Annotated in this window: 25 protein-coding genes; 19 read left to right on the top strand and 6 right to left on the bottom strand. The window is 72.2% G+C overall.

The window, feature by feature from the left end:
* The first annotated feature begins 1 nt into the window (after nt 1).
* The 3 genes from VZF99_RS09310 to VZF99_RS09300 are packed head-to-tail and all read left to right on the top strand — an operon-like array spanning nt 2 to nt 3182.
* Nucleotides 2–1864: an ABC transporter family substrate-binding protein gene (locus VZF99_RS09310; RefSeq protein WP_407334588.1), complete on the top strand. Its 1863-nt coding sequence runs from the start codon at nt 2–4 to the stop codon at nt 1862–1864.
* Entirely contained in the window at nt 1861–2757 is an 897-nt protein-coding gene (gene mshB, locus VZF99_RS09305; RefSeq protein ID WP_407334587.1) for an N-acetyl-1-D-myo-inositol-2-amino-2-deoxy-alpha-D-glucopyranoside deacetylase, read from the top strand. The genes VZF99_RS09310 and mshB overlap by 4 nt, the downstream gene beginning before the upstream one ends.
* Nucleotides 2754–3182 carry a hypothetical protein gene (locus VZF99_RS09300; protein WP_407334586.1) on the top strand — a complete coding sequence of 143 codons (429 nt, stop codon included), beginning with the start codon at nt 2754–2756 and terminating at the stop codon, nt 3180–3182. Before mshB ends, VZF99_RS09300 begins: the two co-directional genes overlap by 4 nt.
* On the opposite strand, the gene VZF99_RS09295 is transcribed toward VZF99_RS09300, so the two are convergent.
* Together VZF99_RS09295 and VZF99_RS09290 are read right to left on the bottom strand one after the other, a co-directional pair.
* Nucleotides 3153–4841, bottom strand: a complete 1689-nt coding sequence (locus VZF99_RS09295; RefSeq protein ID WP_407334585.1) for a PH domain-containing protein — start codon at nt 4839–4841, stop codon at nt 3153–3155. The two genes, VZF99_RS09300 and VZF99_RS09295, sit on opposite strands and share 30 nt — an antisense overlap.
* A complete protein-coding gene (locus VZF99_RS09290) occupies nt 4838–5494 on the bottom strand; it encodes a PH domain-containing protein (protein WP_096905226.1) in 657 nt (218 codons plus the stop codon). The genes VZF99_RS09295 and VZF99_RS09290 overlap by 4 nt, the downstream gene beginning before the upstream one ends.
* Before the next feature lie 99 nt (nt 5495–5593).
* Here VZF99_RS09290 and VZF99_RS09285 point away from each other — a divergent pair, with 99 nt between their 5' ends.
* From VZF99_RS09285 to dapC, 3 genes are all read left to right on the top strand, one after another.
* Nucleotides 5594–8173: a bifunctional FO biosynthesis protein CofGH gene (locus tag VZF99_RS09285; RefSeq protein WP_407334584.1), complete on the top strand. Its 2580-nt coding sequence runs from the start codon at nt 5594–5596 to the stop codon at nt 8171–8173.
* Between the two features lie 86 nt (nt 8174–8259).
* Nucleotides 8260–8583: a ferredoxin gene (fdxA, locus tag VZF99_RS09280; protein ID WP_067718452.1), complete on the top strand. Its 324-nt coding sequence runs from the start codon at nt 8260–8262 to the stop codon at nt 8581–8583.
* 5 nt (nt 8584–8588) lie between these two features.
* Nucleotides 8589–9701, top strand: a complete 1113-nt coding sequence (gene dapC / locus VZF99_RS09275; protein ID WP_363424538.1) for a succinyldiaminopimelate transaminase — start codon at nt 8589–8591, stop codon at nt 9699–9701.
* A gap of 120 nt (nt 9702–9821) precedes the next feature.
* Here the strand turns inward: dapC and dapD are convergent, their stop codons facing one another.
* Complete coding sequence (gene dapD / locus VZF99_RS09270) at nt 9822–10790, bottom strand: 2,3,4,5-tetrahydropyridine-2,6-dicarboxylate N-succinyltransferase (protein ID WP_067718447.1); 969 nt, start codon at nt 10788–10790, stop codon at nt 9822–9824.
* 52 nt (nt 10791–10842) lie between these two features.
* Between dapD and dapE the strand changes: the two genes are divergently transcribed.
* The 8 genes from dapE to VZF99_RS09230 all read left to right on the top strand — a co-directional run bounded on the left by dapE (nt 10843) and on the right by VZF99_RS09230 (nt 17611).
* Nucleotides 10843–12015 carry a succinyl-diaminopimelate desuccinylase gene (gene dapE, locus VZF99_RS09265; protein ID WP_407336105.1) on the top strand — a complete coding sequence of 391 codons (1173 nt, stop codon included), beginning with the start codon at nt 10843–10845 and terminating at the stop codon, nt 12013–12015.
* Nucleotides 12016–12101: 86 nt separating this feature from the next.
* Nucleotides 12102–12902: a TIGR00730 family Rossman fold protein gene (locus VZF99_RS09260; protein ID WP_067718445.1), complete on the top strand. Its 801-nt coding sequence runs from the start codon at nt 12102–12104 to the stop codon at nt 12900–12902.
* Nucleotides 12899–13456: a TIGR00730 family Rossman fold protein gene (locus VZF99_RS09255; RefSeq protein WP_067718442.1), complete on the top strand. Its 558-nt coding sequence runs from the start codon at nt 12899–12901 to the stop codon at nt 13454–13456. Before VZF99_RS09260 ends, VZF99_RS09255 begins: the two co-directional genes overlap by 4 nt.
* Nucleotides 13453–14349, top strand: a complete 897-nt coding sequence (gene folP / locus VZF99_RS09250; RefSeq protein ID WP_407334583.1) for a dihydropteroate synthase — start codon at nt 13453–13455, stop codon at nt 14347–14349. The genes VZF99_RS09255 and folP overlap by 4 nt, the downstream gene beginning before the upstream one ends.
* 75 nt (nt 14350–14424) lie before the next feature.
* Entirely contained in the window at nt 14425–14793 is a 369-nt protein-coding gene (locus VZF99_RS09245; protein WP_067718436.1) for a DivIVA domain-containing protein, read from the top strand.
* A gap of 92 nt (nt 14794–14885) precedes the next feature.
* Nucleotides 14886–15053, top strand: coding sequence for a DUF3117 domain-containing protein (locus VZF99_RS09240; protein ID WP_067718434.1), 168 nt, complete (start codon nt 14886–14888; stop codon nt 15051–15053).
* 78 nt (nt 15054–15131) lie between these two features.
* On the top strand, nt 15132–16604 hold the full coding sequence (locus VZF99_RS09235) for a M17 family metallopeptidase (RefSeq protein ID WP_120283644.1): 1473 nt from the start codon (nt 15132–15134) through the stop codon (nt 16602–16604).
* Between the two features lie 89 nt (nt 16605–16693).
* Complete coding sequence (locus tag VZF99_RS09230; protein ID WP_407334582.1) at nt 16694–17611, top strand: methyltransferase type 11; 918 nt, start codon at nt 16694–16696, stop codon at nt 17609–17611.
* Here the strand turns inward: VZF99_RS09230 and glgA are convergent.
* Nucleotides 17600–18766, bottom strand: coding sequence for a glycogen synthase (gene glgA, locus VZF99_RS09225; protein WP_167457807.1), 1167 nt, complete (start codon nt 18764–18766; stop codon nt 17600–17602). The genes VZF99_RS09230 and glgA overlap by 12 nt on opposite strands.
* 143 nt (nt 18767–18909) lie before the next feature.
* Between glgA and glgC the strand changes: the two genes are divergently transcribed.
* Nucleotides 18910–20136 (top strand): glucose-1-phosphate adenylyltransferase, encoded by a 1227-nt coding sequence (gene glgC / locus VZF99_RS09220; protein ID WP_067718424.1) that lies wholly within the window; start codon nt 18910–18912, stop codon nt 20134–20136.
* 42 nt (nt 20137–20178) lie between these two features.
* On the opposite strand, the gene VZF99_RS09215 is transcribed toward glgC, so the two are convergent.
* Entirely contained in the window at nt 20179–20787 is a 609-nt protein-coding gene (locus VZF99_RS09215; RefSeq protein ID WP_067718421.1) for a hypothetical protein, read from the bottom strand.
* Between the two features lie 202 nt (nt 20788–20989).
* Between VZF99_RS09215 and sigE the strand changes: the two genes are divergently transcribed.
* From sigE to tatB, 4 genes are all read left to right on the top strand, one after another.
* A complete protein-coding gene (gene sigE / locus VZF99_RS09210; RefSeq protein WP_069388940.1) occupies nt 20990–21610 on the top strand; it encodes an RNA polymerase sigma factor SigE in 621 nt (206 codons plus the stop codon).
* A 139-nt stretch (nt 21611–21749) separates the two neighbouring features.
* On the top strand, nt 21750–22181 hold the full coding sequence (locus VZF99_RS09205; RefSeq protein WP_067718415.1) for an anti-sigma factor: 432 nt from the start codon (nt 21750–21752) through the stop codon (nt 22179–22181).
* 10 nt (nt 22182–22191) lie between these two features.
* Complete coding sequence (locus tag VZF99_RS09200) at nt 22192–23709, top strand: S1C family serine protease (protein ID WP_407334581.1); 1518 nt, start codon at nt 22192–22194, stop codon at nt 23707–23709.
* A 60-nt stretch (nt 23710–23769) separates the two neighbouring features.
* The gene (gene tatB / locus VZF99_RS09195) at nt 23770–24240 is read left to right on the top strand and encodes a Sec-independent protein translocase protein TatB (protein ID WP_067718409.1); all 471 of its coding nucleotides are present in this window, start codon (nt 23770–23772) and stop codon (nt 24238–24240) included.
* A gap of 97 nt (nt 24241–24337) precedes the next feature.
* Here the strand turns inward: tatB and VZF99_RS09190 are convergent, their stop codons facing one another.
* Nucleotides 24338–25477: an Mrp/NBP35 family ATP-binding protein gene (locus VZF99_RS09190; protein WP_407334580.1), complete on the bottom strand. Its 1140-nt coding sequence runs from the start codon at nt 25475–25477 to the stop codon at nt 24338–24340.
* Between the last annotated feature and the right edge of the window lie 11 nt (nt 25478–25488).

The following is a 25488-nucleotide window of genomic DNA, read 5'->3' as shown; positions in this document are numbered from 1 at the left end:
GATGACGACGAGGGGGGCGTCGGTGCGCCGGCGGGGTGCCGCCGCGGTGTGCGCCGCGCTGGCCCTCGTCGTCGTCACCGGGTGCGTCGCCGACCCGCCCCCACCGGCGGTGGTGGGCGAGGAGCGCACCGACGGCGCGTCGGTCACCCTCACGGAGGACGGTCTCCTGCTCGCACTGAACCGGGTGGACCCGGGGTTCAACCCGCACCTCCTGGCCGACCAGGGCGTGGACACCGACCTCGTGGCCTCGCTGCTGCTGCCCAGCGCGTTCGTCCCGGGCCCCGGTGGCGAACAGACGCTCAACCGGGATCTCCTGGTCTCCGCCGCGCGGGTCCCCGGGGCCCCCTCGACCATCCGGTACACGATCGATCAGCAGGCGCAGTGGTCTGACGGTGTCCCCGTCGCGGCCGAGGACTTCGAGTACCTCTGGCGGCAGATGACCACCCAGCCCGGCGTGGTCGATCCGGCCGGGTACGAGAGGATCGTGGAGGTCCGTTCCGGTGCTGGCGGCAAGGTCGTCGACGTGGAGTTCGACGTCGTGCCGGAGCACTGGCGGGGCCTGTTCACCCACCTCCTCCCCGCGCACATCCTCAAGGGTGCGCCCGACGGGTTCCAGGGTTCGATGCAGTTCCTGCCCGTGACGAGCGCGGGTCCGTTCATGATCCGCACGGCCGACATCGGCCGGGGGCAGATCGAATTCGTGCGCAACGACCGGTACTGGGCCCGCGCGCCCGAGGTCGACCAGATCGTCGTGCGACGGGCCACCGGAGCCGGCCAGCTCGGGGAGTCGCTGAGGGGCGGTCCCGGGGTGATGGCGATCGTCTCGGCGAACCCGGTGGCGGCGGACGTGGCCGCCACGGTCCCGGGAGTGACCACCGCGCCCCTGGAGAGCGCGGCCCAGCTCGAACTCGGGCTGAACACGGTCGCGCCGGCGGTGGCCGATCCGGCGGTCCGTCGCGCGGTGGCCGCGGCGATCGACCCCGAGGTGGTGGGGCGCATCGTCACGCGGGAGGCCGATCCGTCCGTGTCGTCCTTCCCGTTCCCCGCGGGATCGGCCGATACCGTCACCGCTGACGCGGACGCCGTCGAGCGCGAGCTGGGCGACGCCGGCTTCACCCGCACGGGCACGCGCTGGCGACGTGACGGGACCCCGCTGGCCGTGACCCTGGGGGTCGAGGGCGCGGACGAGCGGGCCGTGACCGCTGCCTACACCGTCGCCGACCAACTTCGCTCTGCGGGGATAGGCGCCCGGGTGTGGGAGCTGGACGCGACCGCCCTGTACGCGGACGCCCTCCCGCACGGGCTCGTCGACGGCGTCGTGGGCTGGCAGCGGACCGACGGACGGCCCGAGGTCGCCGCGGTGTCGCGCTTCGCCTGCGCGACACCCCCGGCCGCCACCGGGACGACGACCGCGGTCCCGTCCCGCACGCCGACGACCGTGTCGAGCCTCATCCCGCCCGACCCGGACACGGGGGAGACCCCCGATCGACGGACGAGTGCCACCACCACCGTCACCACGACGCCCACCACCCCCTCGCGCACACTCGGCCGCAGCGCGGCCGCGCGGGCCGGTGACGTCACCGGAGTCTGTGACCCCGAGATCAACCGGGCGCTCGGCGTGGCGGGGCCGGGAGGTCCGTCCGGTCAGGGCGCCCCGCCCGCCCCGGGTTCCGCGGTCGATCTCGCCGCCGCGGGCGACAGGGTCGCCGAACTGGCCCTGCGGGTGCCGCTCGTTCGGCCGGCCCTGCTTCTGGCGGCCGACGGGGTCGACGTGAGCGGGACGGAGCCGGCCCGCGACGACCCGGACCAGAGGCCGGCCACCGACGTGTTCGACACCGCACCCGCCTGGAGGAGGACCGGATGACACCGACCACCGCGACCCCGCCCGCCGACGGCGTGCGCGCCCTGTTCATCCACGCCCATCCCGACGACGAGGCGATCACGACCGGCGGCACGATCGCCGCGCTGGTCGCCGCCGGTGCCGACGTCCGGGTCGTCACCTGCACGCTCGGGGAGGAGGGCGAGGTACTCGGCGAGGAGTTCGCCGGCCTCGTCGCGGACCGCGCCGACCAACTCGGCGGATACCGGATCGGCGAGCTGGCGGGTGCCCTGCGTGCCCTCGGGGTCGACCGCACCCGCTTCCTCGGCGGCGCCGGCCGGTGGCGCGACTCCGGGATGGCGGGGACCCCCTCGGCCGACCACCCGCGTGCGTTCGTGCAGTCGGGCAGGGAGGCGGTGGACGAGGTGGTGGCCGTCCTCGACGACTTCAGGCCCCATCTCGTGGTGACCTACGACCCGCGGGGCGGCTACGGCCACCCCGACCACATCCGGGCCCACGAGGTGGTGCACGCCGCCATCGAGGACGCCGCCCACCGGCCGGAGCGTGTGGCCTGGACGGTCACTGCGCGGTCGGAGACCACCCGGACCCACCCTGCGCCGCCCGCGCACCTGCGGCACCCGGAGTCCGGCGAACTGCCGTCCGTCCCGGACTCGAGACTGACCCATCGCGTCCCGCTGGACGACCCCGACTACGCCGCCAAACTGGCCGCCCTGACCGGACACACCACCCAGCTCGAGCTGGTGCCCGGCCCGGAGGGGGAGCCCTGGTTCCTCGCCCTGACCAACGGGGTCCTGCAGTCCGTCCCCCAGGTGGAGTGGTACATCGCCCGTGACCGCGCCGAGGACGACGGGCCGTACGTCACGTGCCCGGCCGGGTCGGCGCACCTGCTCGACGGGCTGGGCGGGGAGCGACCATGACAGCCGCGGCGCAGGGCGCGCAGGGGGCCTCCGTGGTACCGCGTGCGCGGGCGGCTTCCGTCGCCGAGTTGGGGACTGCGCTGGTGCTGCTCGCGATCGGTGCGGTGGCAAGCTGCGTGCTCGCCTCGGCGTGGCTGACCATGTATGTCGGTCTCGTGCCGGTCCCGATCAGCGTCCTCGCCGCCGGGGCGTGGTCGCTGTTCCTGGTGCGGGTCGGGTCGATGTGGTCGCAGCGGAAGATCGTGGCGGCGTTCCCCGCCCTCGTCTGGATCCTCACGTTGGTCGCGATCAATCTGGGCCCCGGGGGAGACATGCCCGTGCCGATCGGACTGCGCGGGCTCGCGCTCCTGGTGTTCGGGGGTCTGGTCCCGCTGTGGATGGCCACGCTGTGGCCGTCACCAACGTCGGACGCCCATCGACGGTGAGACACGGCCCGCGGGCTCTCCGGTGTGGTGCCACACGTCGGTGATCCCCGGCGTCAGCGCCTCGGCGAGCGCCCACGCCTCGTCGGCGTCGATGTCGACCACCGAGTAGACGCCGTTCCCGGCCGGTGTGGCCGCGGAGACGGTCGCGACGCGCGCCGTGCGCTGGAACACCGACTGGGTGACGGTCCAGCCGATGATCCCGTCCGCCTCGAGAACGGATCGCTTGGCGGTCCACGACCCGTTCGAGGTCACCAACACCTCCGGCAGTAGCGCGTGTCCGAGCATGCGGATACGGTCCACCGACAGCACCACGAAGAACACCAGTGCGGCGGGGATGCCCCAGTGCACCCAGATGTCCGCCGACGGGCCCGAGTCGATCCGCACCAGCACGATGATCCCGGCGACGATCCAGAACGGGAGCAGGCCCCGAGTGACCCGCCGACGGGAGGCCTTCCACGGGTGCCGCCGCAGCGGGACGGTCACCGGCGTCTCGTTTCCGAGGATGCGGATCGCCACCCGACGCACGTCCGCGATCGGCGCCTGCGGCAGCAGGGTCGACGCGGTGGCGCCCTTCTTGGTGCCGGTCATGATGGGTTCCAGCCGGCCGCCGCCGAGCATCCGCAGGTAGACCGGCAGCCGCATCTCCACGCCGCGCAACCGGGCCTTGTCGAGGGCGATGTGCTTGCGCCGCAGGATGCCGTTCTGGACGTAGAGCAGCTGGCCCCGGTCGGTCAGCGCGTACTTGCCGTACCGGATGGCGTAGGTGATGATCGCCAGCACCCCGGCGACCAGCCAGATCGCGACCCCCTTGCCGACGAACGCCCAGGGTTGCCCCAGTGAATCCAGCCAGTCGATGGTCCCCTCGACCACCGTCAGGCCCATGATGCGGTCGTGCATGTCGCCCATCTGCCAGGTGATGAGCCACAGGGAGAACAGCACGCCGAACCCGATGAAGGAGAACGGCGCGAACCGCGACCAGGTGACCTTCCACCGGGCGATGTCCTCCCCGTATTTCGACCCCCACTGTTCCTCGTCCTCCACGTCGAGCGAGGGGTCCATGGCGCGTCGGTGTTTGAGGAGCTCGTCCCGCAGCGGGTCGACGAGTGTGGTGTCGATGGCGTCGAGGCGGAACCGCTCGGCGTCCGACTTCCCGGAGTCGGCCCGCCCGGTCCCCACCTCCACGATCGAGACCTTGAGGACCCGGTGGAACAGGTCGGACTCGGTGTCGACGCTCCGGATGCGCTGACGGGCGACAGTGACCACCTGTCGACTGAAGAAGCCCTTCTTCAGGATGATGTGGGTGCGGCCGACCTGATAGCTGGTCGACAGCCACCGCAGGACACCGCTGAGGATCACCAGCGAGACCACGATAATCTCGAACCAGTAGTTGCTCCGGTTGGAGCCCAACCACAGGGAGATGAGGAACAGCGGGAGCAGACGGGTCAGCATGCCCAGCGGGTACACGAGCAGCATGCGCCAGGACAGGCGCTGCCACGGGGCCTCCGGGTCGATCTTCTCCCCGATCGCGGGTTCGTCGGCCGAGAGGACCTCTTGCGCCGGTTCGGCTTCCGGAGCCGGGGCGATGCCAGCTGAGGTGACGCCCTCGTCGTCGTCGTCCGACCCCGCCGTCACCCCGGCCGCCGTCTCGGGCCCGGTCACGTCCCGTCCTCCGAGTCCAGGTTGGCGATCGCGATGAGGTGCTGGGCCAGCGCCTCGGCGTCGGCCAGGTTGAGCCCGCGGATCTCCACCGTGCCCTGGGCGGACGCGGTGGAGGCGTTGACGGTCGCCAGGCCGAACCACCGCTCGAACAGCGTGCGCGTCGTGTAGACGGTCTGCAGACGGGCCAGCGGCGCGATGCGGAACTGGGTGGTCCACCACCCCTTGCGTGAGCACACCGCCGTGTCCGAGACGTCCCACCGGGCCACGATGTAACGCCACCACGGCGCCACGACGATGCCCATGAACGCGAACGGCACCGTCACCGCCAGCGCCACCCAGTTCCAGAACGCCATGACGTTGTCGCCCCAGAAATACCAGCCGACCTGCAGGCCCGCGAGGACCGCCCAGGACCAGATCCCCTCGATCACGAAGAGCAGCGGCGTGCGCTTCTCGATCCGGTGCCGCGGCGCGGTGACCAGCACCCGGTTGTTCGTCAGCAGCGCATCGCCGGTGTCCGGCAGTTCGCCGCCGGCGTCCCGCTCGTCGAGCGTCGGGCGCGGCGCGCGGAGCGCGTGTGCACCCCCGTCGGCTGCGGCCGGGCTGGACACCAGGGGGTCCCCGTTCGTGCGGAGGGGGACTGCGTGATCGGGCATGACGGTAAGACTAGTGGGCGGGAGCACGCGTCAGGCCCCTGACCACCCGTGGAGCACCGGCCGCTCGCCACGCACGCGAGGTGGGGCATCATCACGGGCATGGATCACGTACCGACCCCCGCCGATCCCCGGCCAACGGCGTCGGCCATGCGGCGCGCCCTGCGCCGGGCCTCCGACGGGCTCACCCTGGACGTCACCGAGGCTGCCGTGCTGCTCGCCGCGCGGGGCGAGGACCTGGCGCGGCTGACCTCCCTCGCCGCGGCCCGCCGGGACGCACGCCTCGTCGACGAGGGGCGCCCCGGGGTGGTGACGTACTCCCGCAAGGTGTTCGTCCCGCTGACCCGCCTGTGCCGGGACCGCTGCCACTACTGCACGTTCGTCACCGTCCCCGGCAAGCTCCGGGCGGCGGGCGAGGGCATGTTCCTCGACCCCGACGAGGTCGTGGACCTGTGCCGCCGCGGCGCGGAGGCCGGGTGCAAGGAGGCGCTGTTCACCCTCGGGGACCGGCCGGAGGACCGTTGGCCCGAGGCCCGGGAGTGGCTCGAGTCCCGCGGCTTCTCCTCGACGCTGGACTACGTGCGCGCCATGGCCATCCGGGTGCTCGAGGAGACCGGGCTGCTGCCGCACCTCAACCCGGGCGTGATGAGCTGGTCCGAACTGTCCACGCTCAAGCCGGTCGCCCCGTCGATGGGCATGATGCTCGAGACCACCGCCACCCGGCTGTTCACGACCCCGGGCGAGTGCCACTACGGCAGCCCCGACAAGGATCCGGCCGTCCGCCTGCGCACCCTCACCGACGCGGGCCGCCTCGCCGTGCCGTTCACCACCGGGATCCTCGTGGGGATCGGCGAAAACCGCACCGAGCGCGCCGAGAGCCTGCTCGCGCTGACCGGGCTCGCCCGCGAGTTCGGTCACCTGCAGGAGGTGATCGTCCAGAACTTCCGCGCCAAGCCGGACACCGCGATGCGCGCCGCGGACGACGCGGACACCGACGAGTTCCTCGCCGCGATCGCCGTCGCCCGACTGGTTCTCGACCCGCGCGTGGCCGTGCAGGCCCCGCCCAACCTCGTCGACCGCGACGACGTGCTGGCCCTGATCGACGCCGGTGTGGACGACCTGGGCGGCATCTCACCGCTCACCCCGGACCACGTCAACCCGGAGCGGCCGTGGCCGCATCTCGACGAGCTCACCGCCGACCTCGCCGCGCGCGGGTGGACGCTCACCGAACGACTCACCGCGCATCCCCGCTACGTCGGTGCGGGAGACGCGTGGATCGACCCGCGGGTGGCGGGCCACGTCCGTGCGCTGGCGGACCCGTCGAGCGGGCTCGCCGTGGTGGGGGACGACGACGAGGTGGTGCAGCCGCAGGGACGGCCCTGGCAGGAGCCCGACGACGACTGGGACTCGAGCGGACGGACCGATCTGCACACGGCGATCGACTCCGAGGGCCGCAATACGGACACCCGGTCGGACATCGGCGAGGCCTTCGGCAACTGGGACGTCATCCGGGCCCGCGCGGCGGAACTGGGGGCGGCGGCACTCGTCCCCGAGCGGGCCGACGCCGAGGTCGTGGCCGCGCTGCGTGCCGCCGAGGCGGACCCCGCCGGCCTCACCGATGAGCAGTACCTCGCGCTGGCCACCGCCACCGGGGACGGCCTGGCGGCCGTCGCGGGGCTCGCCGACCGGATCCGCGCCGACGTGGTGGGGGACACCGTCACCTACGTCGTCAACCGGAACATCAACTTCTCCAACATCTGCTACACCGGTTGCCGCTTCTGCGCCTTCGCCCAGCGCAAGGGTGATGCCGACGCGTTCTCGTTGTCCGCCGCCGAGGTCGCCGACCGGGCGTACGAGGCGTACGTCTCCGGCGCATCCGAGGTGTGCATGCAGGGCGGCATCGACCCGGACCTGCCGGTGTCCGGGTACGCCGACCTGGTCCGCGCGGTCAAGGAGCGGGTGCCGTCCATGCACGTGCACGCGTTCAGCCCCATGGAGATCTCCAACGGCGCCTCGCGGTCGGGCGTGGGGGTCCGGGAGTGGCTCACCGAGCTCCGTGCGGCGGGGCTGGACACCATCCCCGGTACCGCGGCGGAGATCCTCGACGACGAGGTGCGCTGGGTCCTCACTAAGGGCAAACTCCCCGCCTCCGAGTGGATCGACATCGTCACCACCGCCCACGACGTGGGGCTGCGGTCGAGTTCGACGATGATGTACGGCCACGTGGACACCCCGCGCCACTGGGTGGCCCACCTGCGGACCCTGCGTGGGATCCAAGAACGCACGGGCGGCTTCACCGAGTTCGTCCCGCTGCCCTTCGTGCACCGCAGCGCGCCGCTGTACCTGGCCGGCGCCTCACGGCCCGGACCGACCCGGGAGGAGAACGTCGCGGTCCACGCCCTGGCCCGCATCATGCTGCACGGGGCGATCGACCACGTGCAGACGAGCTGGGTCAAGCTCGGGGTCGCGGGGACGCGGACCATGCTGCGATCCGGCGCCGACGACCTGGGCGGGACCCTGATGGAGGAGACCATCTCGCGGATGGCCGGCGCAGAGAACGGCTCGGCCAAGACCCCGGAGGAGATCGAGGAGATCGCCACCGGGATCGGACGCCCGGTCCGCCGTCGTGACACCGTCTACGGACCCGCCCACCGACCCGTCGGGGTGACCGTCGTCACATAGGTCGATCGGCTCGCGGGGCGGCTTCCGCATCCGCGTGGCCTGTGACATACCATTCAGGTCATACCGCTACGAGGAAGGTGGCTGACGTGACCTACACGATCGCAGAGCCGTGCGTCGACGTGATGGACAAGTCCTGCGTCGAGGAGTGTCCTGTCGACTGCATCTACGAGGGTGGACGGATGTTGTACATCCACCCCGACGAGTGCGTCGACTGCGGGGCGTGTGAGCCGGTCTGCCCCGTGGAGGCCATCTTCTACGAGGACGACGTCCCGGACGAGTGGACCGAGTACAACGCCGCGAACGCGGACTTCTTCGTCGAGCTCGGATCGCCGGGCGGCGCGGCCAAGGTCGGCAAGGTCGACTACGACCACCCGATGGTCAAGGCGCTCCCGCCCATGAACCAGGAGTGACCCCGGTGGTGTCGCGCCCGGAGCGTCGACCGCCCGGGCGCGCGCTCCCGGTGTTCCCCTGGGACACCCTCTCGGACGCCCGCTCGCGCGCCTCCGCCCACCCGGACGGTCTCGTCGACCTCACCGTCGGTACGCCCGTGGATCCGGTCGCCCCGGTGATCCGCGAGGCGCTCGCCGCAGGCTCGGACCGGCCCGGGTACCCCACGACCGTCGGCACCCCCGCTCTGCGGCGGGCCGCGGTTGACGCGCTGGAGCGCCGGTACGGCGTCACGGGGCTCACTCCCGACGCCGTGCTACCGGCGATCGGCACAAAAGAACTCATCGCGGGCCTGCCCGCCCAGCTCGGACTGGGGCCGGGCCACTCGGTCGTCGTGCCCGAGGTCGCCTACCCGACCTATGAGGTCGGCGCACTGCTGGCGGGGGCCACGGTGGTTCGCGCCGACTCGCTCATGCAGCTCGGCCCGTCCTCGCCGACGTTGCTGTACCTCAACTCACCGTCGAACCCCAGTGGCAAGGTGCTCGGCGTGGACCACCTGCGCAAGGTGGTCGGCTGGGCCCGCGACCGCGGCGTGATCGTGGCCTCCGACGAGTGTTACCTCGGACTGGTGTGGGAGGGCGAGGCGCCCTCGATCCTCGATCCGCGTGTCTGCGACGGCGACCACACCGGTCTCCTCGCACTGCACTCGCTGTCCAAGACCTCGAACCTCGCGTCCTACCGCGCCGGGTTCGTCGCCGGTGACCCCGGCCTGGTCGCCGAGCTGCTCGAGGTGCGCAAGCACGCCGGGATGATGATGCCGCTGCCCGTCCAGGCGGCCATGACGCTCGCCCTGGACGATGACGCCCACGAGGCCGAGCAGCGTGAGCGGTACCGGGCCCGCCGTGCACGCCTGCTGCCCGCGGTCGAGGCGGCCGGGTTCCGGATCGACCACTCCGAGGCCGGCCTGTACCTGTGGGCCAGCCGCGACGAGGCATGCCGCGACACCGTGGACTGGTTCGCCGAGCGCGGCGTGCTCGTCGCGCCGGGCGAGTTCTACGGGCCCGCCGGGGCGCGACACGTCCGCATCGCGCTCACCGCCACCGACGCCGCGGTGGACGAGGCCGTGCGCCGACTGGGCTGAGCAGGCCGCCCGCGTCGCCCGGCGGCCCCATCGAGAAGGACGTTCCGCGCATTCGCTCCCGGGCGATGTGTGCGGAACGTCCTTGTCGACGGAGGGTGACGCCGCCGATGAGCGTCGGCGTCAGTCGTTGGCGTGCAGATCCGCGTTGAGCTCGACGCCCTCGCGCTTCCACGGCACCGCCTCGACGGAACCGGTCAGTGAGTTGCGCCGGAAGAGCAGGTTGTCCATGCCCGAGAGCTGGCCGGCCTTCACGGGCTCCCGCTCGGCCCAGGCGCCCGCCCGGACATCCACCTTCGTGCCGGCGGTGACGTACAGCCCGGCCTCGACCACGCAGTCGTCGCCCAGCGAGATACCGACACCCGAGTTGGCCCCGAGCAGGCAGCGCTCACCGATCGAGATGGTCTCCTTGCCGCCGCCGGAGAGCGTGCCCATGATGGAGGCCCCGCCGCCGACATCGGAATCGGCGCCGACCACGACGCCCGCAGAGATGCGACCCTCGACCATCGACGCGCCCAGCGTGCCGGCGTTGAAGTTGACGAACCCCTCGTGCATAACCGTGGTGCCCTCGGCCAGGTGGGCGCCCAGGCGGACGCGGTCGGCGTCGGCGATGCGGACTCCCGACGGGACCACGTAGTCCACCATGCGCGGGAACTTGTCCACGCCGTACACCGTGACCGGGCCGCGGGCCCGCAGCTTGGCGCGCACCAGCTCGAAACCCGGGACCGCGCACGGTCCGAAGTTGGTCCACACGACGTTGCTGAGCTTGCCGAACAAGCCGTCCATGTTCGCGAAATGCGGCTTGATGAGGCGGTGGCTGATGAGGTGGAGCCGGAGGTAGGCGTCGTAGGCGTCGGCCGGCGGCTGGGTCAGGTCCTCGATCTCCACCCGCACGGCCACCGTCTCGACCCCCCGATCGGCGTCGGCGCCGGTCAGCGGCGACAGTTCGGCGGGTACCTCGTCTCCGGACAGCACCCGGTGACCGCCGGCGGACGCGGCGCCCAGCTCCGGCTCGGGGTACCACACGTCGAGAACGGTGTGGTCGGACGTCAGGGTGGCGATTCCGGTGGCCACGGCTCCATGTGCACTCATGGCCCCGATGCTAGCGGTCTGCCCCGACGGGCACGGGTCACGGGCAACTAGGGTGGGGGCCGTGACCGCCGCCCTCGATCTGACCGCCGACCCGGTCGACCTCACCCGCGCCCTCGTCGACATCCCCAGTCCCTCACGGGAGGAGGATGCGATCGCCGCCGCGGTCCACGACGCTCTCGTCACGACCGTCGCCGGGTTCACCGGGCCCGCCGCCGACCGGACGGAGGTGGTCCGCGACGGCAACCGGGTCCTCGCCCGTACCTCCCGGGGCCTCCCGACCCGGGTCGTGCTCGCCGGACACCTCGACACGGTCCCCCTGGCCGACAACGTCCCGTGCCGGGCCACCGGCGAAGGGACGGATACGGTCCTGCACGGGTGCGGGACAGTGGACATGAAGTCCGGGGACGCGGTGTTCCTGCACCTCTTCGCCGCGCTGGCGGACTCCGACGAGCTGGCGCACGATCTCACCCTGGTGCTCTACGACTGCGAGGAGATCGAAGCCACGGCCAACGGTCTGGGTGTCCTCGAGCGCACGCACCGCGACTGGTTGACGGGCGATGTGGCGATCCTCGGTGAGCCGACCGGCGGGTTCATCGAGGCCGGCTGCCAGGGGACCCTGCGGATCCGGATCCACGCCCGCGGCGTGCGGGCCCATTCGGCGCGGAGCTGGTTGGGCGACAACGCCGTGCATCGGCTCGCGCCGGTGCTGGGGGCACTCGCGGCCTACGAGGCCCGGTCGGTGGACATCGACGGGTGTGTCTACCGCGAGGGTCTGCAGGCCGTCCGCATGTCGGCGGGGGTCGCCGGCAACACGGTCCCGGACGAGGCCTGGCTCGACGTGAACTTCCGATCCGCCCCGGACAGGGACACCGATGCCGCTCTCGCGCACGCCCTCGACGCACTGGGGCTGACCGGTCTCCCACGGGTGGCGGAAGGGGAGACCCCGCTCGCCGAGCCCGGGCTGTCCTGGGAACTCACCGACCTCTCGCCGGGGGCGCTGCCCGGTCTGGGGACCCCGGCCGCGGCGGAACTCGTCCGTGCGGCCGGCGGGCGGGTCCGTGCGAAGTACGGGTGGACCGACGTGTCCCGTTTCGCGGCCCTGGGGATCCCGGCGGTCAACCTCGGCCCCGGCGACCCCGGCATGGCCCACAAGCGCGACGAGTATTGTCCGGCGGCACAGATCACCGAGGTCAGCAGGGTCCTGCGCACCTACCTCACCAGCTAGGGCGGCGAGCGCCCCGGGATCGCCCATGTCCCGGGTACCGCCACTCTCGGCCCCACCCCCAGATCATCGAAGGAGACCCCCGGCCCATGGCCCCCAACGACCCCGTGCACATGCGAGGCCCCGTCCTCGTCCGTCGTGAGAAGGGTGGCGAACACACCACCACCGACCAGCGGCTGCTGGACAAGAATCAGGACACCGACTGGTTGCACACCGACCCGTGGCGGGTGCTGCGCATCCAGAGCGAGTTCGTCAACGGCTTCGGCGCGCTGGCCGAACTGTCGGACGCCGTCAGCGTGTTCGGTTCGGCCCGCACCCGGCCCGGGGACCCGGCGTACGAGCAGGCCGTGGAGTTGGGCCGTGCGCTGGTGGAGGCCGGCTACGCGGTGGTCACCGGTGGTGGCCCCGGGCAGATGGAGGCGGCGAACAAGGGGGCGTGGGAGGCGGATGGCGAGTCTGTCGGGCTCGGGATCGAGTTGCCCCACGAGCAGGGCCTGAACCGGTGGGTAGACCTGGGACTGCACTTCCGCTACTTCTTCATCCGCAAGACGATGTTCGTCAAGTACACGCAGGCCTTCGTGTGCACGCCGGGCGGGTTCGGCACCCTCGACGAGTTCTTCGAGGCCATCACCCTCGTCCAGACCGACAAGATCACCAGGTTCCCGATCGTGCTGCTCGGCGTGGACTTCTGGGCCCCGCTGACCGACTGGATCCGCGGCACGCTGGCGGAGGAGGGGATGATCTCCGCGTCCGACCCCGACCTGTTCCTGGTGACGGACTCCGTGGCGGAGACCGTGGAGTACATCCGCGAGGCCCACCACAGGGCGGCGCTGACGTCCGAGGAGCGGGAGGACCTGTACGGCGAGGAGCACCGCGGGGTCGAGCGGTGACGGCGCCGGTCGCCGGTCGCCGTGTCTGCGTCTACTGCGCCTCCTCCACGTACGACCCGGAGATGCTGGCCATCGCGACGCAGGTGGGGGAGGGCATCGCCAGACGCGGGTGGTCGCTCGTCTCGGGCGGCGGCAACGTCTCGATGATGGGTGCGCTCGCCGAGTCGGCCCGCGCGGGTGGCGCACGCACCGTCGGTGTGATCCCCGAGGGGCTGCGGGTCCGCGAGGTCGCCGACACCGCGGCCGACGAACTCGTCGTCGTCACGACCATGCGGGAACGCAAGCGGGAGATGGAGGAACGATCCGACGCGTTCCTCACCCTGCCCGGCGGGATCGGGACGATGGAGGAGATGTTCGAGATGTGGACCTCGGCGTCCCTGGGCTTCCACCACAAGCCGGTGGTGCTCTACGACCCGATCGGGTTCTACCGCCCCTTGCTGGACTGGGTCGGAGGGTTGGTGGAGGCCGGATTGGTCAAGGACGAGGCGATGGCGAGCCTGGTCGTGTGTGACGATCTCGAGGCCGCGCTCGACGCCTGTGGAGGTCGGGGATGACCGGTGCCGGCGCCGCTCCGGCGCCGGCGCCGGCGCCCACCCTGTGTGGCCGCCCGGTCCCGGTCGACCGCCCGCTGGTGATGGCGATCGTCAACCGTACGCCGGACTCCTTCTACGACCGTGGGGCCACGTTCACCGACACGGCGGCGATGGCGCGGGTCGACGAGGTGGTGGCGGCCGGGGCGGACATCCTCGACATCGGCGGCGTCAAGGCCGGGCCCGGCGAGCTCGTCGATGCCGCGGAGGAGACCCGCAGGGTCGTGCCGTTCGTGGAGGCGGTGCGGGTCCGTCACCCGGACGTGCTGATCTCGATCGACACCTGGCGGGGCGCGGTCGCCCGGCGCGCGTTGGCGGCCGGGGCGGACCTGGTCAACGACACGTGGGCGGGGCACGATCCCGGCGTCCTGACCGCGGCGGGGGAGGCGCGCGCCGGGTTCGTCTGTTCGCACACGGGCGGCGCGGTGCCCCGGACGCGGCCGTTCCGCGTGGGGTATGCCGACGTCGTCCGCGACGTGGTCGACGAACTCTCGGCAGCTGCCGACCGCGCGCTGGCGGCCGGTGTCCCGCCGGACGGCATCCTCATCGACCCCACCCACGACTTCGGCAAGAACACCTTCCACGGCCTCGAGTTGTTGCGACGGATGGACGAGATCGTGGCGGTCGGGCACCCGGTCCTCATGGCGCTGAGCAACAAGGACTTCATCGGCGAGACCCTGGACGCGGGCGTGGACGACCGCGCGGAGGGCACCCTCGCAGCGACCTCGGTCGCGGCCTACCTCGGGGCGCGGGTCTTCCGCACCCACGACGTCCCGGGCACACTGCGCGCCCTCGAGATGGTGTCGTCGATCGTGGGGACGCGCCGACCTGCGCGAACCGTACGCGGCCTGGCGTGACTTGCCACACCGCCAGGGGCGGGCCGTGTGCCAGACTGGTCGCGGCGCTAGTCACTACAGGAGGGGAGCACGGGAATGCTCACCATCGTCGTCTACGTGGTCGTCACCCTGGTCGTCGCAGCGGGGCTGTTCGGGCTGTCGCTCGTGGTGTTCGGCCGTTCCGAGGTGTTGCCGCCCGTGGCCCGGGACCACACGGTCACCCACCTGCCGGACGGGGCCCTGGCCGGTGATGATCTCCGGTCGGTGCGATTCGGCATGTCGGCCCGTGGATACACCATGGCAGAGGTCGACTGGGCACTCGAGCAGGCGGCGGTGGAGATCGACCGGCTCCGGGCCCGGTTGGGCGAGGACGTCACCGTGGCCGGGGACGCCGCGGCGAACGGGGCGCAGAACGGGGTGGACGGTCGTCCCGCTACGGCGTCCGGACGCGGCCGGACGCGCTAGAATCGACATCATCCACTCAGCAGTACCGATCGTGGGCACGGGCGCTCGTACAGTGCGCCAACCCGCGGACAAGGACGAAGGGAAACGACTCGATGGCGGCTATGAAGCCCAGGACCGGTGACGGACCGATGGAGGCGGCCAAGGAAGGCCGTGGGATCGTCATGCGCGTCCCTCTGGAGGGTGGCGGGCGTCTCGTCGTCGAGCTGACCCCCGATGAGGCCAAGTCGCTCAGCGAGGAGCTGTCGCAGGCCATCTCCTGATCTCGTCGCCCCACCGATGCCGGCGCATCCGACCCTCGTGGCGGGTGCGCCGACTCATATCCCGGAAGGTCCTCGTCGATGTCCGCCGTCCCCGGCCGTCCCCTGCCCTCGCTCCGTGTCGTCTCCGGTCCCGCCCCCGATGCCGCGCTGGCGGTCGTCACCCGCGCTCCCGAGCCCGGTCGCGTGCCGCTGGGGCACGCCGACGAGGCGCGGGTCTCCGTCCACGACGGGCGACCGGTGGTCGAGGTCGAGTTGGCCGACTCCGCGCCCCGTCCGGGCTGGTCGGGGGCGGTGGATCACGGGCTGGGGCACCGGCGGGCGGGCGCCGCGTTGGCCCGCCACCTACGGGACTCGCGGGCGGAGGGGCCGGTGACCGTGGCCGTGCCCGGGGCCCTACCGGCGGACCGGGTAGGCGATCTGGTCATCGGGTACCTCCTGGGTGCGCGGGGCCAGGACGTCTTCGCCGCGGACCCCGCACCGGTCGTTCCCGATCTGGTCGTGGAGGTGGCGGCCGGTCCGGGCAGTGGCGACGACGAGGTGATCGTCGCCCGCGCGGTGGCGGCGGCCGAGGAGGAAGCCCGGGCCACGGCGATGGCGCGCGATCTCGCCGGGGCCCCCTCCGATCTGAAGACACCCGAGTGGCTGGTGGCCCGGATGGCCGAGGCACTGGGCGAGGCGGGCATGCGGACCGAGGTCATCGAGGGAGAGGGGCTCGTCTCCGGCGGGTTCGGCGGCGTGCTCGCGGTGGGCGGGGGCTCGGCGGCCGGCCCGCGCGTCCTGGTGGCCCGCCGCCCCGGCCCGGGCCCGCGGGTGCTGCTGGTGGGCAAGGGCATCACCTTCGACACCGGGGGGATCTCGGTCAAGCCCGCCGACGGGATGCACCTCATGCGCACGGACATGGCGGGCTCGGCCGCGGTCGTGGCGGCGGCCGCGGCGTTCTGTTCGGACGGGTCGCCCGGGTACGCCGATGTCGACCTGACCGTGGTGGTGCCCTCCGCCGAGAACATGCTGTCCGGTTCCGCCTACCGCCCGGGTGACGTCGTCACGCACGTGGGCGGAACGACGTCCGAGGTCACGAACACGGACGCGGAGGGCCGGATGGTCCTCGCCGACGCGCTCGCCCACGGCATCGCCGAGTGCGACCCGGAGGTCGTCGTGGACGTGGCCACCCTCACGGGTGCGATGAAGGTCGCGCTGGGGATGCGCACGGGAGCGGTCATGGGGAACGACGACGACCTCGCGGACCGGGTCGCCGCGGCGGGGGCCGCGGCGGGGGAGCGATGGTGGCGGCTGCCGCTCCCCGACGATCTGCGCCCGGCGGTCCGCTCCGACATCGCCGACCGTCGGCAGGCACCCACGGGGCCGGGTGCCATCACCGCGGCGCTGTTCCTCGAGGGCTTCGTGGACGGTCGGCCGTGGGCGCACCTCGACATCGCGGGGCCGGCCCGCTCGTCCGAGGAGATCGATGAGGTCGGGCCGGTGGCCACGGGGTTCGCGACGCGCACGCTCATGGCGTTGCTCCGCGACCTCGCGGACCGGCCCCGCCCGTGAGTTCCTCCCCGTCAGCACCTGCGGGCTCGGGGCCGGCCGCCCTCGACCGCGTCGTGCCGCTGTTGCGCTGTCCGGTCTGCGGACAGGGTATGGAGGCCGTGGACCGGGCGGTGGTGTGCGCTGCCGGGCATTCGTTCGACCGGGCCCGGCAGGGGCACCTCAGCCTCTTCGGTCCCCGCGGCCGGCGCTTCCCCGGCGACGGAGCGGACCAGGTCGCGGCGCGCGACCGGGTCCTCGGCTCGGGACTGTTCGACCCCCTCGTGGCGATCCTCGCCGGAGTCGCCCGCGAGGTGTTCGCGCCCGGGACCGGCGGCGTCCACGCGGGACCGGCCCGGCCGGTGGTGCTCGAGCCCGGCGCCGGGACCGGCTTCTACCTCGCCGGTGTCGTCGACGCGCTGGCCGCGGCCGGACGTCCGACGGGCGAGCTCGGGACGGATGAGGGCGGGCCGGACGAGTCCGGACCGGCCGTGCTGGGGGTCGGCACGGAGATCTCCACCGCGGCGGCGCGCCGACTCGCCAGGGTCCACGATGACGTCGCGGCCCTGGTCGCGGACACCTGGGACGGACTCCCGCTCGCGGACGACTGCGTCGACCTGGTGCAGGTGGTCTTCGCCCCGAGGAACCCGGCGGAGTTCGCCCGGGTGATCCGGCCGGGTGGCACGTTGGTCGTCGCCGTTCCCGGGCCGGGCCATCTCGAGCCACTGCGTTCGGCCGGCGGCATGCTGGAGCCGGCCCCGGACAAGTCGGACCGCCTGGACGCGGACCTCGCCGACCACTTCCGCCCCGGCGAGGTGCGTACCGTCGACGTGCTCACCGAGGTCCCCGCCCCGGTGGCCGTGGACCTGGCGCTCATGGGGCCGAGCGGCGTCCACCTCGACAGGTCCGGGCTCGAGGCCCGGTTGGGCCCGCAGGACCGCCCGGTCCGGATACACGTCGAGGTGCACACCTACCGGGCGCTGCCGGCCGGCAGGCCGCCTCCACGGCCGGGGGAGCCTCTACAGCAGTGAGGCGTACATCCGATGGGTCTGCTCGGCGATCGCCTCCCACGAGAACCGGGTACGGGCCCGCTCCTTGCCCGCCAGCCCCATCCGGGCGGCCTCGCCCGGGTCCGCCACCAGGTCGTTGACGGCAGCCGCGAGCCCGGCCTCGAATGCGTCGGTCGCGGATGCGTCGTAGTGGACGAGGGTGCCCGTCTCGCCGTCGACGACCACCTCGGGGATCCCGCCGACATCGGACGCCACGACCGCCGTGTCGCACGCCATCGCCTCCAGGTTGACGATGCCCAGTGGCTCGTAGACCGACGGGCAGGCGAAGACCGTCGCGGCGGAGAGGATCTCGATGACCTCCTCGCGCGGCAGCATGTCGCGCAGCCAGAACACACCGTCGCGGGTGGACTGCAGCTCCGCCACCAGCGACTCCATCTCGGCGGCGATCTCGGGGGTGTCCGGGGCGCCGGCGCACAGCACCAGCTGGGCGTCAGGGTGGAAGTCCCGGGCGGCGCGCACCAGGTGGGGCACGCCCTTCTGCCGGGTGATCCGGCCGACGAACGCCACGATCGGCCGGTCCGGGTCCACCCCGTTCCGGCGCAGGACCGAACCCTCGCCGGCGAAGGTCTCGACGGGTGACCACACGGAGGTGTCTATGCCGTTGAGGATCACGTGGATGCGGTCCGGGTCGATCTCGGGGTAGACGCGCAGGATCTCGTCCTTCATCCGGGCGCTCACCGCGACCACCGCGTCGGCTCCCGCGAAGGCGGTGCGCTCCGACCACGACGAGACCCGGTATCCACCGCCGAGCTGCTCGGCCTTCCACGGCCGGCTGGGTTCCAGTGAATGCGCGGACACAACGTGCGGGATGCCGTAGAGCTGCCCCGCGAGGTGCCCGGCGAGCCCCGTGTACCAGGTGTGGGAGTGGACGAGGTCCGCGCCCTCGGCCGCGACGCTCATGCGCAACCCGGCGGAGAGAGTCTGGATCGCGGGGTTGGCGTCCGCGCCCAACTCGGGATCCGGTCGGAAAGCGCGGGCGGTGTCGCGGTCGGCCCCCATGCACAGCACGTCCACCTCGCACAGCGGCCGTAGGTTGGCCACCAGTTCGGTCACGTGCACTCCGGCACCGCCGTAGACCTCAGGCGGGTACTCCCTCGTCATCATCGCTACTCGCACACCGGCCAAGGTAGTCGCTCGGGCCCCCGCCCGAGGCGTGCCCGGCGAACACCGCCCGACCGCGGGGTTACGGTTCGGTACTGGGCGGGGGCAAACCCCACGATGACCGGTCCGGGTGAGGGCGGAGTCGATACGGTGGGGGCGTGAGGAATCAGCCGCACGTCCTAGCAATCGTCCTCGCCGGTGGCGAGGGCAAGCGACTCTTCCCGCTCACGGCGGACCGGGCCAAACCCGCGGTGCCGTTCGGGGGGTCCTACCGTCTCATCGACTTCGTGCTCAGCAACCTCGTCAACGCGGGGTTCATGCAGATCTGCGTCCTCACCCAGTACAAGTCCCACTCGCTGGACCGCCACATCGCCCAGGTGTGGCACATGCGCGGGATGGGCGGCGAGTACGTCGCACCGGTCCCCGCCCAGCAACGTCTGGGCCCCCGCTGGTACACCGGGTCGGCCGACGCGATCCTGCAGTCGCTCAACCTGGTCTACGACGAGAAGCCGGACCACATCGTCGTGTTCGGCGCGGACCACGTGTACCGGATGGACCCCAGGCAGATGCTGGACCACCACATCTCCACCGGCGCCGCCGTGACCGTCGCGGGGATCCGTGTCCCGCGCAGCGAGGCGTTCGCGTTCGGCTGCATCGACGCCGGCGACGACGACCTGATCCGCGGCTGGGTCGAGAAGCCCTCCGACCCCCCGGGCACGCCGGATGATCCGGACGCGACCTTCGCCTCCATGGGCAACTACATCTTCACCACCGACGCCCTCATCGAGGCGCTCAAGGCGGACGCGGAGAAGCCCGACTCCACCCACGACATGGGCGGCGACATCATCCCGGCCCTCGTCGAGCAGGAGCGGGCCTACGTCTACGACTTCGCCCTGAACAACGTCCCCGGCGAGACCGAGCGTGATGCCGGGTACTGGCGCGACGTGGGCACCATCGACGCGTTCTACGACGCGCACATGGACCTGGTGTCGGTGCACCCCGTGTTCAACCTCTACAACTCCCTGTGGCCCATCCGGACCCAGCAGGACAACCTGCCGCCGGCGAAGTTCGTCAACGGCGGCATGTCCCAGGAGTCCATGGTCGGCTCGGGGACGATCGTCTCCGCCGCCACCGTGCGCAACTCGGTGTTGTCGAACAACGTCATCGTCGAGGACGGGGCGGTCGTCGAGGGCAGTGTCCTCATGCCGGGCGTCCGCATCGGTCGCGGGGCCGTGGTCCGCAAGGCGATCGTCGACAAGAACTGCCACATCGGCGACGGGGACCTGATCGGTGTGGATCACGAACGCGACCGCAGCCGGTTCCCGGTCAGCGCGGGCGGCGTGGTGAGCGTCGCCAAGAACACCACCACCTCACTGCAGGGCTGACCTCGCGCCCCGGGGGGTGAACCCTCGGGAGGGGAGGACCGCTCAGAGGGTGACCACGGTCAGGCCGGTCCCCACGGGGAGCACCGTGACGTGCGCGCGCTCGGGGAGTTCCGCGTCCTCGGGCAGCGGGGCGTGCTCGCCCATCAGGACCAGCGCGCCGCCGGCGCGCAACAGCTGGTGGGATCGGGAGATCACGCGCGGCACCGAATGTGCCGGGACGTCCGCGACCACGAGGTCGTAGGCGCCGTCCGCGAGTTTGTCGGCCACCTCGAGCGGCCGGGCCGCGATGTAGCGGGCGGAGGAGGCGGGATGGCCCGCGCCGCGGACGGCCGATCGCGCCGCCTCGAGGTGATGCGGGTCGTCGGTGATGCAGGTGACCACGGCTCCGGAGCCGGGCGCGGCCGCCGCGAGGATCGCCAGAGCGGGGACTCCCGGCGCGGGGGTGATGCACACGGCGGCGCGGGTGCCGTTCAAGCGGGCCACCAGGCGGATCGCGTCCGCGGTCAGGGCGTCCGGCGAGGCGGCCCCGAGTTCCTCGGCCTCGGCCCGTGCGGAGGCATAGAGCGAGTCGTCGACGAGGGCGGCGCTGCGTTGCGCCATCCCGTCGAGACCGGAGCGATCGGTGGCGGGGACATCAGAGGAATCGGACACCTGAGCAGCGTATCCCCGACCGGGGAGGCAGCGGTGACCAACGCGCGGTGATCGGATCGGTATCAGACTCTCAGGGCTGTCTCAGTACGTGTATACCGTGAGGACAGCCCCGTAGGGGAGGGTGGGCACACGTCGCGCCACGAGGGCGCGGCCACCACCGCGCGGGCTCCCACAGGCCCGGGCCGGAAGGCGGCGGCAGCGCATGTACTCACGAACCGTGCACGGGACGGCGATCGCTCCGGTCGCCCTCGACGAGGCTGCCGGGACCGCTCGTTTCGACGCCACCGGCGAGGCTACGGACATGCCGTCCTGGTCCGAGCTCGTCGCGCAGCACGGTGACCGTGTCTACCGCCTGGCGTACCGCCTCTGCGGGAACGCCCACGACGCCGAGGACATCACCCAGGAGGCGTTCATCAGGGTGTTCCGCTCGCTGGACCGCTACAAGCCGGGGACCTTCGAGGGCTGGATGCACCGCATCGTCACCAACCTGTTCCTCGATTCGGCACGCCGGCGCGGGCGCATCCGCTTCGAGGCGCTGCCCGAGGACGCCGAAAGGGTGCCCGGTCGAGAACGCAGCCCGGAGCAGGTGATCTCGGAGGAGACGTTCGACCCCGTCCTGCAGACCGCGCTGGCCAACCTGTCTCCGGAGTTCCGCGCCGCCGTGGTCCTCAGTGACATCGAGGACCTCAGCTACGAGGAGGTCGGACGCATCCTGGGCGTGAAGATGGGCACCGTCAGGAGCCGGATCCACCGCGGACGGGCCGCGTTGCGTGCGGAACTCGAGGCGGCCGGGGTCACCGGCGCCCACCAGCGCATCGACTGATCCCTCCGGCGATCGGCACAACCCGCGTCCGTACCGGGAACAGCGGGTGGCGGCGCGGGAACCCTGCGGGTGTGCCGGACGTTGACCCCTCGACGGGGACTCGGACGAGCCCACGAGATGACCGGAGAAGGGGAGGGGCGTGGACAGACACCTCCACGAACGCGGACCCGGCCCCGAGTTCACGCTGTCGTTCGACTCGGCGCGGAAAGTGGTCGACAGGACCGGCCCGCCCCGCGCCAGGGAGAGCTTCCTGTCCACCGACCACCTCTCCACGGAAGCCGCGGCAGCCTATGTCGACGGTCGGCTACCGCCCTCGGGGCAGTCCCGGGCCGACGCCCACCTGGCCCGGTGTCCGCACTGTCGTCGGGAGGTCGAGGTCCAGCGTGAGGCACGCCGCGCACTGCGCGGATCCGGCCCCATCCAGATGCCCCGCGAACTCCTCGAACGGCTGCGGTCACTCGAGGACGCACCCGATCCGGCCACGCGGACGGGCCCCGATCCGGTGGCCGGGTCCGAGGAGACCCACGGTTGGTCGAGACTGCTTCGCCGGCTGTGGCGACGCGGCAACTAGGGTGGGCCGGGTGGAGGACGACACAGGCGCGGCCGGGCCCGCGGCGCGGGACGGGGAACCGGACCGCCCGCTTCGTGAACCCGCCCCGATCGATCGGCCGGCCGTGGGCGAGGACGATGTCGCACGGTTCGCCCGACCAGACGGGGTCACCGGTGGATTCGACCCGTCCCGTGGAGGTGCCGCCGCGCACCCCGGCCCGCTCCTCGGCAGCGACGCCGATCCGGTCCTCGAGCAGGCCTTCGCCCCGGCCCCGGGAGCCGCTCGGGGTATAGAGCGGCATCCGGCGTGGCAGGACGAGTCCGAGGTTCCACCGCCGCCCGCTCCGGACCCGTGGCGCGACCCCGACGCTCCGGTCGGGTACGGCGCACCCGCAGTGCCCGCCACTGCCGACCACGAGCCGGTCGACCTGTCGGGCGCGGCCGCGGCCCCCGCTGCCAGGCTCTCGCTGTCCGAGGCACTGTTCGAACGTCGGCTGAGCAGTCAGGCCGTGGCCGGCGCGACCGCGGCCGTCGCCGTCGTCGCCCTCGTCGCGGGCGCCATCGGCGCCGTCGTGGCGGACTCCGCGCGCGTCCTCACCACTTCCACCGTCCGGATCGCCGACGCCCCGGAGAACGTCATCCGATCCGACAACCCGATCGGTGAGGTCGCCCAGCGCGTCCAACCCGCCGTCGTCAACATCTCGGTGTCCACGGCGTCGGCCCAGGGGGAGGGCTCCGGCATCGTCATCGACCCACAGGGCTACATCGTGACGAACAACCACGTCGTCACCATGGACGGCGCCGCCGACCGCGCGGACATCGACGTCATCTTCCCCGACGGCTCCAGGGCCTCGGCCGAGATGGTGGGGCGCGACCCCGCCACCGACCTCGCGGTCCTCAAGGTCGACGACGTCCAGAACCTCACCGTCGCCACCCTGGGCGACTCGGACGACGTCCAGGTGGGGGAGCAGGTCATCGCCATCGGCTCGCCCCTCGGACTCGCCCGGACCGTCACCGAGGGCATCGTCTCGGCGACCCGGCGCCCGATCGCCCTCGGGGAGGCCACCTCGGACGGCGACGTGGTGATCGACGCGATCCAGACGGACGCCGCCATCAACCCCGGTAACTCCGGGGGACCGCTCATCGACGGGACCGGAGCGGTCATCGGTATCAACACCTCCATCTTCACCCAGTCCGGGGGTTCCATCGGTCTCGGCTTCGCCATCCCGGTCAACGACGTCCGCGAGATAGCGACGTCGCTCATGACCGACGGGGCGGTCCGACACGCCACAATGGGCGTCAACGCCCGCAAGGCGGACAACGGGTCGGTGGAGGGCGCCGAGATCGTCAACGTGCGTGAGGGCTCGCCCGCCGAGGAGGGCGGACTCCGGGAAGGGGACGTCGTGACCAGGGTCGGTGACCGGCAGGTGCGTTCCTCCGATGAACTGGTGGTGGCCGTCCGTCGCGCCGGGGCGGGCGTCGACGTCCCGGTCGAGGTCATCCGCGGTGGAACGCGGGTCGAACTGACCGTGCGCCCCGCGCTGGGCTGACCGGGGGCACCGGACAACTCGGGTTCCCACCGGTGAGCCCGGCGACGTATCCTGGCTGCGATGTTCACAAACGTGGGGTGGTCCGAGCTCCTGGTGCTCGGCGTGGTGGCGTTGGTGGTCCTGGGGCCCGAGCGCCTACCCGAGGCCGCCCGTTGGCTGGCCTCGGCGATCCGCAAGGTCCGTGAGTTCGCCAGCAACGCCCAGCAGCAGCTCCGGGATGACTACGGGACCGAGTTCGAGGAGTTCCGGGAGCCCCTCAAGCAGCTCAACGACCTGCGTGGGCTGAGTCCGCGCGCGATGGTCACCAAGCATCTCCTTGACGGTGACGACTCCCTGTTCTCCGGGGACTTCGGAGCCGCTGCGCCGGCGGGCGCTCCCGCGGTCGCCGGCGGGGCGGGTTCCGCGGGAACGGCCTCCGCCGACCCCCGCCGGTCGACGGCGCCGCGGACCGCCGGCACCGCACCCGTCCGGGACACCCCGGCGCCGCCGCCCCCGTCATCGGGACCCGTGTGGGACAGCGACGCCACCTGACCCGCCCTCACGACCGGCCCGGCGCGCGTCCGGCCCGACCCGCGGCGGACAGACGGCACGAACGGCCGGGGGCTGAGCCCCCGGCCGTCGCCGTCCGTCAGAGGTGCCGGGTGGTGTCGATCCCGAGGTTCATCCCCGCCAGGCCCCGGGGGCGCACGGCCAGACCGTCCGCGATCTCGCGGTATGCGCGCCCGGACGGCGAATCCGGCTCGGCGAGGACGATGGGCGTGCCCTCGTCCCCGTGCTCGCGCACGGCCTGCTCCAGGGGGACCTGACCGAGCAACGTGACGGGTGCACCGACCGAGCGGGACAGATTGGCCGCCACCTCGGCACCGCCGCCGGTGCCGAAAACATCCATCCTGGTGCCGTCGGGCAGCTCGAGCCATGACATGTTCTCGATGACACCCGCGATGCGCTGACGGGTCTGCAGCGCGATCGATCCGGCCCGCTCGGCCACCTCTGCGGCAGCCTGCTGGGGCGTGGTGACCACGAGGATCTCCGCGGAGGGGATGAGCTGCGCGATCGAGATCGCCACATCGCCCGTGCCGGGGGGCAGGTCCATCAGCAGGACGTCGAGATCACCCCAGTAGACGTCCGCGAGGAACTGCTGCAACGCCCGGTGGAGCATGGGCCCGCGCCACACAACCGGGGTGTTGCCCTTCGTGAACTGTGCGATCGAGATGACCTTCACGTCGTGCGCGACGGGCGGCAGGATCATCTGCTCCACCTGGGTCGGCCGCGCGTCGGTCCCCAGCATCCGCGGGATCGAGTGGCCGTAGATGTCGGCGTCCAGTACACCCACGGAGAGCCCCCGCGAGGCGAGGGCCGTGGCGAGGTTGACCGTCGCGGTGGACTTGCCGACCCCTCCCTTGCCCGAGGCGACCGCGTAGACGCGGGTCAGGTTGCCGGGCTGGGCGAACGGGATGACGGGCTCCGCGGCATCCCCGCGCAGATGCTTGCGCAGTTCGGTGCGCTGCTCGTCGCTCATCACGTCGAGCTCGACAGCGATCTCGCCGACGCCCGGGACGTCGGTCACCGCCGTGCGGACGCGGTCGGTGATGGTGTCCCGCATCGGACAGGTGGCGACGGTCAGGTAGATGCCGATGTCGACCCGGCCCGTGGCGGGGTCCACCTCGACACCCTTGACCATGCCGAGCTCCGTGAGCGGCTTCCGGATCTCCGGGTCGTCGACCTTCGCCAGGGCGGCCCGGATCAGTTCTTCGCTGGGTGCACTCATGATGCCCCGAG

It is taken from the genome of Dietzia kunjamensis, from assembly GCF_045689975.1.
Taxonomy (GTDB): domain Bacteria; phylum Actinomycetota; class Actinomycetes; order Mycobacteriales; family Mycobacteriaceae; genus Dietzia; species Dietzia kunjamensis.
Note: the sequence above shows the minus strand (reverse complement) of the source record. Positions and strands in the feature narration are given on the sequence as shown.